Below are 15,035 nucleotides of genomic sequence, written 5' to 3'. Positions count from 1 at the left end.
ATTAAACTGTTAACTGCCTTGTTTTGGTTAAAAATATTCCCGTTAAAAATATAGCGAGGGTACCCGCAACAATGATCATGTTGGTATTGAGCGTACTGCGAAGAACGGCGTATTGCTCGGGAATGAGTGACGGAAAAGTAAGCCAAAGGATCACCAAAACACCTATGATACTGGCAATGATGGCCTCATGGTTACGGGTTTGCCTGCTGATAATGCCCAGCAAAAACAAACCGAGCATACCTGCTGCAAAAATCCCCGAAAGCTGCCACCATAAATCAAGAATGCTTTTTACCCCTATCATGGCTATCCCGGCGGCCATACCCGCAAAGCCAAAAAGTACGGTACCAATGTGCAGGGCGTTCAATGTATTTTTATCATTGAGTTTCGGCTTAAAGTACCGTTTGTAAATGTCGATGGTAAAAACGGTAGCTGATGAGTTCATGCCCGAACTGATGGTGCTCATGGCAGCTGATAAAATAGCAGCTACAATAATACCAACCAATCCTGCCGGGATTTTGGTAACCATAAAATGCGGCATGATCTTATCACCGTAATCGGCAGGGGTTAATTTGTTCATAAATGCCGAAACATCGGTTGCCGAAGCCGTTGCAGGCAGGCGCTCGATAGCTACCTGGTGCTTAAGGCTTAAGATCAGATCAGGATGCTGGCTGTAGTAAGCATATAAGCATGACCCTATTACAAAAAACAGAAAAGATGCCGGCACATAAATACCAACACAAAGCCAAACTGATTTGGCAGCCTGCTTAGTAGATGTAGCCGCATGATAACGCTGGATATAATTTTGATCCATCCCAAAATTATTTAGATTGATGAAGAAACCGTAGAACAGGATCACCCAAAAAGTTGGTTCGGTAAGGTTCAATGAAAAACTACCCAGACTGAATTTGTGATCAGCTTTGCCAATTTCTACGATCTTATCAAAGCCGCCGGGGATGCTGTTTACGACCAAATAAATGATCAGCAGCGCTCCTAAAGTCTTGATGATGGCCTGCACGACTTCTGTCCAGATCACAGCTTTGATCCCTCCTGATACTGTGTACAGGATAATAGAGATTCCCATTACCACCATAATGGACTTCATAGACAGACCGGTAAGCGCCTGCAGACTTAACGCTATACCAAAAAATACAGATCCCATGCGGGCTATCTGCGTAAGCAAAAAACAAATAACCGCATAAACCCTGGCCCATGGACCAAAGCGTTTTTCGAAATGTGTATAGGCTGAAATATTGCCGGTATTACGATAAAATGGTATAAAATATTTTACGGCTATCCAGGCTGCAAATGGCATCGATAAGCTAAACACAAAAGCGTTCCAGTTGCCGCCGTAGGCTTTGCCGGGTACCCCTAAAAAGGTGTTACTGCTTAAAAAAGTAGCATAAATTGATAAACCGATAGCCCAGCCCGGTATTAAACCAGATGCAACGGTGAACTGCTCGGCATTTTTATTTTTACGCGAAAAATAAAAACCCACCAGCACCATAGCTATAAGGTAAATACCTATAATGGTAAAATCTAACACGGGCAACACTTTCATGCGTTAATCGGGTAGTACAGTAAATTTAATGTTATGGTTTATAAATTGCATAACAAATGTAACGTACTGCTGTTAGCCTTTACTGTAATATTTTCGCCTGCTATTGTAGGATATTATCACCAACAAATAAATATACAAACAAAAAACGCCGCCGCTTGGCTCCGGCTGAGTGGCAACTATTCTCCGGCCTCCGGCCGGTATACACCACACTTGTTTACGGCGGCCAGAGGCCGCTTGATAGCTGCCACTCAGCCGGAGCCAAGCGGCGGCTGCAATTTTTTTCACTTTTTTTTAAAGAATAAAATAATCAGACCTATTGTTATGGGGATAAGGGAAATGAAATATGTATCTAAACCGATCCTTCCAGATTCACCTTCAATTTCCGGGTCATTCAGCATTCTTAAAAAGATAAAGAAAAGAACTCCTATAATTATAAAAACTACACCTGAAACTATTTTTAAGGACTTCATATTCACTTTTTATTTTTGTAATTGTAATTTAAAAGCGATACGGTTACTTTCAATAATTAAGTGAGCCGGTTTCAGTCCACCAGCCGTAGCAGTAATGGTAATTTCCCCGGCAACAGCTTTAGATTGAATAATAGCCAATCCCAAACCATTAAACAGGTGATGCTGATCAGATACAAAAGGTTCCAGATCTGTTTGTGAACCGTTATCCACACCTTTTAGTATTCCCTGCCCGGTTACTTTAAATTTCACCAACTGATTAGCATCGGGCACCGGAACGTTGTTTTTATCCAAAACAGATACGGTAATGTACGAAAGATCTTTACCATCGGCTTTAATTTTATCCCGATCTGCTTTTAGCTGTATTTTATAAGGCTCGCCCGCTGTAACCACTTCCGTTGCCAACACCACTTCACCATTACGGCGCGATACCGCTTTCAAAACTCCCGGTTCATATTTCACACGCCACATCACATGCAGATCTTCGCCATTTTTTTTCCTCACACCTATCGACTTGCCATTCAGAAATGCTTCTACTTCATCGGCATTGTTGTAATAAGCCCATACATCAATCATTTGTCCGGGTTTCCAGTTCCAGTGCGGTAAAAGATGTAAAACCGGCTTATTTGTCCACTCGCTTTGGTACATGTAATAAATATCTTTCGGAAAACCGGCCAAATCAACAATGCCAAAGTACGAACTGCGGGCCGGCCATAAGTACGGGGTTGGTTCGCCGATGTAATCAAAGCCTGTCCACACAAAAAGCCCTGAAAGAAAATCATACTTTTTGATGATCTTCCAGGTTTCCTCGTGCGTTGAGCCCCAATAGGCTGAAACATTATCGTAGGCTGATACCGTCAAATCAGCATTGCCATCCTTCAAAGGTGTTTTGCCATCTTTGGGCCAGCGTCTGATACTATCCGACGGCATATCATAATGCCCCCTTGTTGCCAGGGCCGACATATTTTCGGTACCGATAAACTTTTGACCGGGGTAGTTTTTCTTAAAATCTGCATAAACCTCCTGGTGATAATTTAAGCCAATTAGGTCAAGCGCGCCCGACTGATAAATGAAATTCTTTTTAGGATCGGCATCGCTCAGTGCCGATGTAACCGGCCTGGTATTATCCAGTTGCTTTACAATTTTAACCAGCTCGCGACCAATACTTACACCTGTACTATCAAACTGTTCCCTTATTTCGTTACCAATACTCCAGGCAAAAACGGACGGATGGTTCCGGTCGCGCAAAACCTGGTCTTGCAGGTCCTTTACGTGCCACTCGTCCCAATCCTCGTGATAATCATGTTTGCTTTTTTTCTTCTTCCACATATCAAAAGCCTCGTCCATTACCAGGAAACCCATTTTATCACACAGGTCAAGCAACTCGGGTGCGGGCGGATTATGCGAGGTGCGGATAGCATTACAGCCCATATCTTTTAAGATCTGCAATTGCCGCTCAATTGCACGGGTATTAACAGCCGTGCCCAAAGCCCCCTGGTCATGGTGCAGGCATACGCCATGAATTTTCATCGGCTCACCATTCAGGCTAAATCCTTTGTCTGCATCGAAGTTGAAATAACGGATCCCGGTAGTAGTTGTGTAATCGTCGATAACCTTATCAGCCGCTAACAACTGCAGCTTTACTTTATACAGATAAGGGTGATTTATCGACCATAATTGAGGATTGTTTACCTGAATGCTTTGCTGAATTATAGTGTCCTTTACGGTGGTAGTGACAGATCCAACAATCTTGCCATTATCATCCAAAACAGAAGCTTTAAGCTTAAACTTTGAGTTAACAGAAACCGGCAAAACCGTACGAATATAAATCTCTGCTTTTTGATGATCAACCTGCGGCGTGGTTATAAATGACGACCATTGCGGCAGATGGATTTTATTGGCAGTGGTTAGCCAAACATTGCGGTAAATGCCCGAACCTGTATACCAGCGTGAGTTGGGCTGATCGCTGTTATCTACCCGAACGGCAATCACATTTTGTTGTGTACCGAATTTAAGGTAAGGCGTTAAATCATACCTGAACGAGATATAGCCGTTAGGCCGTTTGGCTAAATAATGGCCGTTTATCCAAACTTCGCTGTTATGAAAAACGCCGTCAAAATCAATGAGAATAGTTTTTGTTTTTGATGATGCAGGGATCAAAAAGCTTTTACGATACCAGCCAATGCCGGCTGGCAATCCGCCTTCAGCCTGTGTAGTAGGGTTTTTACTGTCGAATTTACCTTCAATGCTCCAGTCATGCGGCAAATCAAGCTTTCGCCAGCGGCTATCATCATATTTTACATTGTTCGCCGTCGAATCGTCACCTAAAAAAAACTTCCAGTTGGAGTTAAAACTTTCTGTTTTGCGCACGTTTTGAGCAGATGCAAAACCAGCCACGAAAAGCGTTAAACACAGTGTATATAGATAACGGAACCTCATTTCGTTTTGCTTTTCTTTAAAGGCGCCGCAACAAAGTTCAGTTCGCTTTTACCCAGATCTTTTGATACAGCTACCGCTATACCACGCTGATCGGCTTTGTTTACGGCGCAATAAAAGTGATAAACCACGCCTTTATATTTTACCACACACGATTTATGGGCAAACATGTTATCATAAGGTTCGGACGATTGAATGAGCTTCTCCCCTGTCCAATCAGTCCAGTGCACCAGGTCATACGAGCAGGCAAAGCGGTTAAACACGCCTGAGTCGCCGGTTTTCCAGAAAGCGCCGAAATAAAACATGACATATACATTTCCTATTTGCTGAATGTACGGGTCGCCGGTAATACCGTCGCCGTGATTCAATACCGGGTCTTTACCGAAGCGTTTCCAGTGCAGCATATCATCAGACACAGCCATGCCAATGCGCTCCGCTCCTCGCTTTTTATTAACGCTGTCGCCATTGGCGTTGTAGTACATAATGAACGGGTGACCGGTTAGCTTCTTTTTATCCCAGATCACGGTTTGTTTGTATTGCGTGTGGTTATCCCACCAGCTTACATCTTTATCAATACTTGACAATACCGGGTGATCTAATCCCTGCCACTCGTGAACCGTACCCGGATCTTTATCGGTAGAAGCCACACTTACGGATAGCAAACCTTTCTCATAGCCTTTGCTTTGCCCGCCAAAATACGATAACCAATATTTGCCATTATACTGCTGCAATTTGTACGAGCCGCCCCATTTATAATCCTGCAAACCGACATAACCGGCTTTTTGGTTATTGTCCCATTTGGTAGTATCATCCGAAAATGAAAGGATGCGGCCCCGTGTTTTCCAGTGCAGCAGGTCCCTACTATCGGCCAGCCAGGTTTCATAACCGCGACCGTTAAAAATAATATAGCTCATATACCAGCTGTCACCCTGGCGAAAAACCGTAGGGCAATCAGCCTTCTGGCTATTATCTTCCGGAGCTATCACCAGGCCATATTTGTAAGGCGTTTTAACCTGCTCGTAAATATCTTTCATCACCTTTTCGGGTACTTCCTGGGCATGTGCCCTAAGTAGTAACAAAGTGCAGATAAGGAGTGCAGATGATTTAAAAATGTGTCTCATTTTAGTTTTAATTTGGCGATGAATGTATAGTTGCCTGAACCAGCCTTGATCTCTGCCTTCCCATCGTGATAACCTACAAATTTGATATCATGACGGGTTTTGATATTTTGCCCGTCGACCATTATAGTCGCATTATTTTTTACGGGCAGAAAGATACTTGCAGTAGTATTTGCCGGGATACTTACCTCCAGTTTAAACTGCCCCCGCCCCTTCTCCCAACTGCTTGAAATATTGCCATAGGGCGATTTATAATTAGCCTTAGTCCAGGTTACATTGCCCACAGTTTCGGGCCTGATCTCGATTTTATTAAATGCGATGGCATCATCTGCCGGACGGATCCCGGCCAGGCCGCTGTAAAACCACTCCATCAGGTGCCCCAACATAAAATGGTTGTTGGATACCGAAGGCAATGCCGCCCACGATTCGGTTAAGGCAGTGGCACCGTGAGCCAGTTGATAACCATAGCCCGGCACATCGGCACGACTGTTCATATCATAGATCACATCCGAGCGGCCTTCATCATCCAAAACCCGTAACAGGTAGCGATAACCGATGTCCCCTGCGGTAAGGGCATTCCCTCTGCCGCGGATATCTTTTACGATATTATTCACTACAGCTGCTTTATATTGTGGCTCAACCAAACCGGTATAAACCGACATAGCGTTGGCCGCCTGACTGCCTGTGCCGTATTGTTTAGTGTCAGTATTAAAAAACGTTTTGTTATAGGCCTGTTTTACTTCATCAGCCAGTTTCCTGTAAGATGCGGCATCATCGTTTTTGCCAAGCAGCGTAGCTATTTTTCCGGCTATATCAAGGTCATAATAATACAGCGAAGTTGCCGTAATTCCTTGTGGTGTTAACTGCGAAACGCCGGGAGGATTTGGACCAAGATCATACCAATCGCCCAACCCCTGATACAGCAAATGATTTTTTGATTTTTTATCGAGATAGGCCAGGTAACGCTTGATCATATCATAGTTCTGCGCAAGCACCTCTTTATCGCCGTACCACTGGTACACATACCATGGCAGGATCACCGCGTTGCTCCCCCACTCAGGCGAATCGCGAAAAGGCTCGTCAAACTTTACATATTCGGGTGAGATCTCAGGGATTAACCCATCTTCTGTTTGGGAGATACGCATATCGTTGATACACTTACGTGCCAGACCTACGATGTCATAATTGTAATGCAGGGAACTGCCAACCAGATGTGCTTCCTCCAACCAGCCCAATTTTTCGCGGTGAGGACAATCGGTAAACACGCTGGCCATATTGCTTTTCATGGCCCAGTCAATCAGTTTAAACGTTTTGTTAAACAGCTCATTTGAGCTGACAAAGCTTCCCACCGTTTCAGCTGAGTTACGGGTGTGCAATCCTTTGATATCAACAATTACAGGCTGTTGTTGGGCATTGGTTTCATCTTGCGGAACAGCACCCTGCACCTGCAAATACCTGAAACCGTAATAAGTAAACAAGGGATGCCAGGTTTCAACACCATCGCCCTTCAACACGTAATCATAATAATGCGGACTACCCGAGGCTTTCTGATTTGCGCTGCCGTCCTCATTCAGCAATTCGGCAGGGATAATACGAATGGTATCCCCCTTTTTACCTTGCACAGTAATTTGCGGGGTTCCTGAAAAGTTCTGGCCCAAATCATAGATCCATGCACCATTAGCCAGTTGCTTTTTACTTCGAGGCTTCAACACCTGCATGATCTTCAAAGGCTCCGCCATTTGCGCGCTCAGCCCGGGTATGCCGTCAACCTTGACCACATTGCGCCATTTAGAATCATCAAAGTTGTTGGTATCCCAGCCCGGTTGTTCCAAATTGGCATTATAATCCTCACCTCCATAAATACTGCTGAAAGTAACCGGCGAGGGTGCGGTTTTCCATGAACCATCACTCACCACATTGTCTATCTTTCCATTGTCATACTCCAATATTAAACGACAGATCATTTTAGGATAGCCAAAAGCACCGGTAAGCTTGCGGTAACGCCTGTCGCGCGGGATATAGTAAAACCCGTTGCCCAGCATTACGCCTATGGTATTTTTTCCGGCGGTAAGCTGCTTAGTTACATCAAAAGGCACATATAGTGCCTGTTTATCATATTTTGTCCACCCGGGATCAAGGAAATGATCGTCCACTTTCTTACCGTTCAGGTTCAGCTCAAAATGACCTAACCCGCACAAATAAAGCGTGGCTTTTTTCAATTTGGCCTCAACATTGAAAGCCTTGCGCATTAAAGGCAAAACATCATTGGCCACTCCCAGTTTTTTTGGTCCTTTACCATGATAAAACGGCACAATAGCCGAAGAATCGGGTAATCTGTCATAAGCAATCCAGTCGGCACCGTTCCAGTCTCTTTTTGTAAGCAAGCCCATTTGCCAGCTGGCGGTATTGCTCCATGCCGACGCTTTACCATGGTTGTCCCAAACCATTACCTTCCAGTAATAAGTTTTGGCTGCCTGCATAGGTTTACCAATGCACGAAACCTGTAGCGACGCGTTTGAAAGTACCTTGCCCGAATCCCAGATATCAGCATTGTTGCTTGCCAGTTTAGCCACGTCACCGGCAACCAAAACCCTGTAAGCGGTTTGCATGGTGTTACGGGTATCGCTTTGTATTTGCCAGCTTAGCTTTGGCTTAAGCGATTCGATACCCCACGGATTGGTTTTGTACTCGCATTGCAGGTTTAAAACCTTCAGGCTTTGCGCAAAAGCGCCGAAGGGCAGTAACAAAAACAGCAGGCTGATACTTTTTTTCATGTTAATATTTTATTGCATTTCGATACCCGAAACAGCCAAACCATCAGCCTTAATGCCCGTGATTACCAGCTTATAATTACCCGCGTTGATACTTGTGCCCGTATTGGTTGCAACCGTGCCCGATTTATTTTTGGCAACCGGTTTAAAACTCAGCTCTTCTTCCTTCATCACCGTACCATCGGCGGCCAGTAATTGCATTTTTGCCGTAAAAGTTTGATTGCTCTGGTTATAATATTTTATGCGCAAGGCGTACAGATCGGCAACACCCGGTGTTAACGCGAATGCCACACTGCCGCTTGCCACGCTGTTAAATTTAATTACTTTTTTTCCGTTCAGCGTGTCGGCTTTTAAGCCATCGCCTTTTATCTCAGCCGTCTCCGCCTTATAACTTATGGTTTTACGAAGATCGGTAGCAGGTTGTAGCGAAGTAACGGGCAGTACTACCACGGTGTACATGAACCTGCCTTTGTTTTCGCCTAACGTAACTACATCAGCCTTTTTAAAACGCTTCCTGTAAACAGGTAGCTGATGGCCTCCATCAGCATCTGTTTTTACAAACAAGCCGGTATTTTCATAATCAGCAAGCCATGCTGGTCGTTGCAAGGCGGGCACATCCATGGCAACGTAAACATCGGCATCAGCATTTAAAGTAAAAGCCGCCTCTAAATCTCCCCCGGTAGGGGAGACTTTTAAAGCCCTCCCTTCCGGTGAGGGTTGGGTGGGGCTTATCCAATCGGCCCCGTAAAATATGGGAGGCAGATCATTAAAGGTTACCCCGGCATCAGTATATTGTTTTTGGCCGATATCCATCCAGCTTTTTATCGTCCATTTATTATTGCCTTGCAATTGACCGATTATTCCTTTGCCTCCTTGTTGTGGCTTTGCCGTCTTATTTAAAGTACTGATGGCTATAGCTGATATGATCGCCTCACCTGCTGCTGCGTTTGGAAAAGATACGGTTAGCATCCCGCCTGTAACATGCGCAGTGATACTTTTTTTAAGCGCCTTGTCGTATCCTGCTTCTTTCCAGATATCCAGATTACGGATCATGGTTTTGCCGTTCACAGCTATATCAAATAAACGCCAGCCTGAACAATCCATTCCGCCGCCTGTACCATACCAGGGTTCGGTAAAATATAGTTCGATATGATAATCACCGTCCGGCACCGGGAAGTTGAATTTCAATTTATCCAAACCATACCTGAAAGTCTGGAACAAAGCATCATCAGCCGTATTACCAATTCTATCGAAAGTGCGTTGCTGACTGGCAAAAAACTGGGGCATACCCGGATCATCATCCGTCCATGATGTGGAGCCGGGTTGGTGTTGATTATCCTGATGTTTATCGGCCATCCAGGTATTGCCGTAGGTATCGGCATAATCCGGTCCGCCGCAATTGAGGCGGTACAAATAGTTGTAACCAGCTTCGGGTTTCAGGATAGCAGGATTCTCTTTTGGCAAATGGGGCGCTTGTGGCAGATGGTTCAGCATAATTTCATCATGTGTTACCAGCTTGCCATTAACATATCCTACGGCGTACAACACATTGTATTTGATATCCGCGCTATCCCATTGAAAATGTGTGCCTATGCCCCTCCGCTTTCTTTTGCCTAAAGATTCGTGGTTAATATCATTGAAAAGCTCAACCTCGTCGCAGTTGGAGTAAACAATGATACTATCCTTTTTACCCGGAGTAAGCCAGCGGTTTGGCCAGGTATGCGATACAATGTAAACCATCGGCTCGCTACCTTTAGGCGCATAATTAGCCCGGTACATGTAAAAAGCATCGGTTGGTTGCCCCCAGGGCGTAAACAAGCCTTTGTAATTAATTGGCCCTACCCTATCGAGCTCACGCTGTCCCTCGCCGCCTTGTGTGCGACCGGGGTTTTCATGCGAATAGAGCAGCCACTGAAAATGCCCGGCCACCTGATCTTTTACAGACCCGGCCAGGCGGACTTTAGTTTCCATCAATTGGGTCATGCGATCTTCACTCAGGGGCCCGTTTGCATTGAAAGGGCCTTCGGTATGTAAACCTAAACTACGCCATGCGCCGTATTCCCCCACTAAAATTTGTTTTTTCAAGTCATCGCCGTAGGTGAGCGGATTACCTCCGTAAGTGCCTGTCCAGTTTTGGGGCACGTCCCAATCGGTGCCTTCTCCGCCGTTGCAGGTTGTTATTTTGCGTTGCGATGAGGCTGTGGGGTCAAGCTTACGGATGAGATCGCTGCATTCGCGGGCAAAATCAGCCGGTAACTTGCTTTCGTTCTGTAATCCCCATAATATCACCGAAGGACTGTTGCGCCGCTCCTTTACCCAATCAACCAGTAAAGCTTTGTAATTGGCCCTGAACTCCGGCGAATCATACCAGATATGTGCCGAATATTGCGGCCACCATAAAATGCCCAGCTTATCCCAATACTGCTGATAGGCGAGGTTATGAGGCTGATGAGCATCCCGAAAAGCATTAAAACCAGCTGCTTTTACCTGCATTACCCTGGCTTTGATCTCCTCGGCTTCAAAAGCCTGACTTTTACCCATCAGGTGTTCATATTCAGCAATGCCATTGATAAAAACAGGTTTGCCATTGAGATAAAAACGATTGTCGTTATTATTTCTGCCAATTGGCCAGCTAATCCACCGGATACCGTAAGAGGTTTGAGTTCTGTCAATCAATTTTCCATCGGCCCAAATTTCCGTTACTACATGATACAGGTAAGGTTTTTCTAATGTCCATAGCTGCACGTTTTTAACATCGGAAAATTGTTGACTTACTGTATTAACCTCACCGGCTTTTAATATTTTTTTTGCTTTTGCTTGCGCGATAGTTTTGCCAGCGGCATCAACCATGCTGTTTGTCAAGGTTATTGCAGACGGCTTACCACTGTAGTTTTTAACTTCAGTTTCGAGATTAAGCGTGGCCGATCTTTCACGCACGGTAGTATCATTCCAGATATGTACACCAAAAGGCTCAATCCTGACGGCATTTGTGACCATCAAATGCACCGGTCTGAAAATACCCATCGGCTGCGAACCCTCCGAAAAGCCCGGATCATCAGAGCAGGCACCGCAAACCCAGGGCAGATCTTTAATAAACGAAGGGTGATCGGCCTTAACGCATAACAGGTTTTGTTTGCCTGCTTTGATAGCATCCGTTATATCAATTGTAAAAGATGTGCGTCCGCCGGCGTGGTAGCCTACCTGCTTGCAGTTGAGCCAGACTGTAGCGTAAGAACCAACGCCTTCAAACCAAAGGAAATAGCGCTTATCATTTTGCTTATTTTCAAGAGCGAATGTTTTACGGTACCATGCAGAGCCATGCCGGTTGCCATGTTTCAGGCGGCGATAGCCTCCGTAGATGTCCCAGTTATGGGGTACGTTTACTGTTTCCCATTGGGCATCATTAAAACCGGCTTGCTCAAAACCGGCATTCGCTTTTGGGTTGTTATCATCGGCAATACTTTTCCAGTTGGTATTTAATGAGATATCATTACGCTGTGCGAGAAGGGAACTATGAGAAAAAAGGAGCAAAAACAGCAGCGAGGCGATCAGTTTTAAAAAAGAGAAACACTCCTCTCTGCTCCTCTCAAGAGTAATAGTCAATGAATTGGCAATTCCCTCCCCTGGGAGGGGCGCGTTAGGATTGCGTGTTGGCAGGGAGGGGTTTATACGCCTTTGCAACGACAAGGCATTTCGCTGAAACCCCTCCCTACACCCTCCCAGGGGAGGGAATCGCGCAGCCCCCGGCGCTTTAAACCCAACTATTGTCTTTTTATGGGCTATTATTCTCTCAAGATAGGAATTGCACAATCCCAAAACAGATTGTTCTTTTCCAGTAATTTCGCTGTGATATTTTTGAGTTTCACCCATCTTTTACAATTGTTTCAGATCGGCGTCAAAGCGATAGCTTTTACCTTTTTGAGTTTCAATATTGATGATCTTTCCGGCGTAGTTTAACCGGCAAGTTTTACCCAGCTTGGAGATTACCTGCAGACTTTTCAAGCGCCCATTTTGCCATTCAAAATCCAGCATAAAACCACCTCTTGCGCAAATACCTTTGATGCTACCTTGCGGTAATGCAGTTGGCAAAGCTGGAAGCAGTTCAATAACATCACCCTGACTTTGTAAAAGCATTTCGGCCAAACCTGCGGCGCCGCCAAAATTTCCATCAATTTGGAACGGCGGATGCGCATCGAACAGGTTATGGTAAACGCCGCCTTTCTCCTTACCCGAGGTTACATCCGCGGGCGACAGTAGTTTAGTTAACATCAAATAAGCATGATCCCCCTCGTGCATCCGCGCCCAGATGTTTACTTTCCAGGCGATACTCCAGCCAGTGCCTTCATCCCGGCGGTATTTCATAGATTGTTCGGCAGCCTTTAACAGTTCGGGAGTTTTGAGCGAGATCTCAGTGCCGGGATAGACACCCCACATATGCGAAACATGCCGGTGGGTATCCGTGGTATCGTCCTTATCTTCCAGCCATTCCTGTAACTGGCCGTACCTGCCGATTTTATTAGGTGCTATCCGGCTGTATTTGAGTTTTAATGTATCGGCAAACGCCTTATCGATATTCAACACTTTGGCAGCTTCCATGCAGTTTTTGAAGAGATCGCGGATGATCTGGTGATCCATTGTTGGTCCAGCAACCAAACCTCCGTGCTCCGGCGAGTTGGATGGCGTGCTGATGAGGTAACCGGTTTTAGGATCTTTCACCAAAGAATGCACAAAGAACTCGGCTGCACCCTTCATTTCGGGATAAGCCCGTTTTTGCAGAAAATCCTTATCGCCGGTATACAAATAATGTTCCCATAACTGGTGGCAAAGCCAGGCAGCGCCGCTAACCCAAATGCCATGATTGGAAGCGTTAACAGGTGCAGTGCCGCGCCACAAATCCGTATTATGATGCAATACCCAGCCCGGTGCACCATAGTATTCAACCGCCGTTTCATGTCCGGTTTTGGCGAGATCATCAGCGATACTAAAAAACGGCTGACTGCAAGCCGATAAGTTAAGTACTTCGGCAGGCCAATAATTCATTTCGAGGTTGATATTGGTGGTGAACTTACTACCCCATGGTGGTGTAAGCAGGTTATTCCACAAACCCTGCAAATTCGCCGGACCGCCACCCGGTCGGGATGAGGAGATCAGTAAATACCTGCCATATTGCGCGTACAAACTAATAAACGAAGGATCGGGCGACTGGCTAAACTTCAGGATCCTTTCGTCTGTTGGCAGCTCCGCGTTTTCACCTTTACCTAAATCAATAGAAAAAGTATTGAAATACTTTTGATAATCTTTGATGTGGGCAGCTTTAATGACGGCATAGCTTTTATGCGATAGAGCTGCAATCTGAGCCTTACAGATAGCCTCGGGATTGCCCGAGACATTGTGATAGTTTTTAAAATTGGTTGCAGCTGTGAGGTAAAATGTAGCCTCGTTAGCTCCAGTAACCGATATGTTTTTTGAATCCACTACAACCTTACCACCCGCCGCCTGTACATGCAGATAACTTACGCCACGCAAAACACCACTTTTTACTTTTAAAGACAGCGCGAGTGTATAGTCATCAATTTTACGGGTTACATAGTTTCTATGCAGACTGCTCATTAACGCCTTCAACGTAATTTTACCCGGCTTATCGGCAGTAAGATGTACGGCCATCATCTGATCGGGCGCACTGCTGAAATACTCACGAGTGTAGGTAACACCCTCGGCTTTATAGCTTACATGGGAGGTGGCATTTGCAAGATCAAGATCACGTTTATAATTGGCTACATCCTGTTTGGGAAATTGCAGGTACAGATCGGCAAATGGTTGGTAATCGGCATTGTAACGGGGATATGCGGGTGGGCTATCATCCTGGATAAAATATTTCCATTGACCGGCCAAACTAATCGCATCACTTTCACTTCCTCCGGGATAAACCGATAAAGTTTTAGCGTTGCTTGTAAATCCACCTTTATCGTAAAAATTAACTACCTGTACAGCGATCCTGTTTTCGCCGATATGTACCTTATCAGAAGGGATAATGTATTTCCTGTAAGCGTTACCCGATGTTGTGCCGATGTAATCTCTGTTAAGCCAGGTTCGATCTATATCACGTATCCTGCCTAAACTAATTACGATATTTTTTCCTTTCCAACCAGAAGGAATATTAAAATACTTAATAAACCAAACTGCTCCATCCAAACCTTCAAAACCGGGTGTTATTTCCCAGCCCTGTTCAATTGGCAAATTGATAGTTCTGAGATTATTATCATGAAATAACACGTCCTGCGGTAAATGATACGAACTCATCATATTGAACCATTTCGCCGAATCAACCGCATAAGTGGCTTCATTGCTCTTCATCCCCATAAAATGCTGCTGGGCCAGGGCCTCTGCTTCGGCTTGCTTACCATCTGCAAGGAGCTTGCGGATAGGTTCCAGATATTTCACGGCGCCTTTGTGGTTATAGTCGCGCGGGCCGCCTGTCCATAGGCTTTGTTCGTTGTATTGGATATGGTCTTCAGTAAGGCCGCCGTAAATCATGCCCCCAATGCGGCCATTGCCAATGGGTAAGGCATCAGTCCATTTCTGGGCAGGTTGTTTATACCAAAGCTTCAGGGGCTGTTGGGCAAAAACCTGTACAACTCCAAACAATAAAATCGCAATACATAAACCCTTCCTGCTATTCATAAAT

At 45.2% G+C, this 15,035-nt stretch carries 6 protein-coding genes; all 6 read right to left on the bottom strand.

Features of this window, described 5'->3' with window-relative positions:
* Position 1: 1 nt before the first annotated feature.
* Positions 2-1,558: a sodium:solute symporter gene (locus FHW88_RS02700; protein ID WP_176622966.1), complete on the bottom strand. Its 1,557-nt coding sequence runs from the start codon at positions 1,556-1,558 to the stop codon at positions 2-4.
* Positions 1,559-2,037: 479 nt separating this feature from the next.
* Entirely contained in the window at positions 2,038-4,464 is a 2,427-nt protein-coding gene (gene galB, locus FHW88_RS02695; protein WP_176622964.1) for a beta-galactosidase GalB, read from the bottom strand.
* Positions 4,461-5,582, bottom strand: coding sequence for a glycosylase (locus FHW88_RS02690; RefSeq protein ID WP_176622962.1), 1,122 nt, complete (start codon positions 5,580-5,582; stop codon positions 4,461-4,463). Before FHW88_RS02690 ends, galB begins: the two co-directional genes overlap by 4 nt.
* Positions 5,579-8,353, bottom strand: coding sequence for an alpha-L-rhamnosidase (locus FHW88_RS02685; protein WP_176622960.1), 2,775 nt, complete (start codon positions 8,351-8,353; stop codon positions 5,579-5,581). Before FHW88_RS02685 ends, FHW88_RS02690 begins: the two co-directional genes overlap by 4 nt.
* 9 nt (positions 8,354-8,362) lie before the next feature.
* The gene (locus FHW88_RS02680) at positions 8,363-12,031 is read right to left on the bottom strand and encodes a malectin domain-containing carbohydrate-binding protein (protein ID WP_255485197.1); all 3,669 of its coding nucleotides are present in this window, start codon (positions 12,029-12,031) and stop codon (positions 8,363-8,365) included.
* Between the two features lie 192 nt (positions 12,032-12,223).
* Positions 12,224-15,031: a glycosyl hydrolase family 95 catalytic domain-containing protein gene (locus tag FHW88_RS02675; protein WP_176622956.1), complete on the bottom strand. Its 2,808-nt coding sequence runs from the start codon at positions 15,029-15,031 to the stop codon at positions 12,224-12,226.
* Positions 15,032-15,035 lie beyond the last annotated feature (4 nt).

It is taken from the genome of Mucilaginibacter sp. SG538B, assembly GCF_013376065.1.
GTDB classification, from domain to species: Bacteria; Bacteroidota; Bacteroidia; order Sphingobacteriales; family Sphingobacteriaceae; genus Mucilaginibacter; species Mucilaginibacter rubeus.
The sequence above is the reverse complement of the archived record's forward strand: the minus strand, read 5'-3'. Positions and strand labels throughout refer to the sequence as shown.

What these genes read in the sequence shown, in the direction of transcription:
- FHW88_RS02700 (WP_176622966.1), bottom strand. Translation starts at nt 1,558, where the DNA reads ATGAAAGTGTTGCCCGTGTTAGATTTTACCATTATAGGTATTTACCTT.
- FHW88_RS02685 (WP_176622960.1), bottom strand. Translation starts at nt 8,353, where the DNA reads ATGAAAAAAAGTATCAGCCTGCTGTTTTTGTTACTGCCCTTCGGCGCT.
- galB (WP_176622964.1), bottom strand. Translation starts at nt 4,464, where the DNA reads ATGAGGTTCCGTTATCTATATACACTGTGTTTAACGCTTTTCGTGGCT.
- FHW88_RS02690 (WP_176622962.1), bottom strand. Translation starts at nt 5,582, where the DNA reads ATGAGACACATTTTTAAATCATCTGCACTCCTTATCTGCACTTTGTTA.
- FHW88_RS02675 (WP_176622956.1), bottom strand. Translation starts at nt 15,031, where the DNA reads ATGAATAGCAGGAAGGGTTTATGTATTGCGATTTTATTGTTTGGAGTT.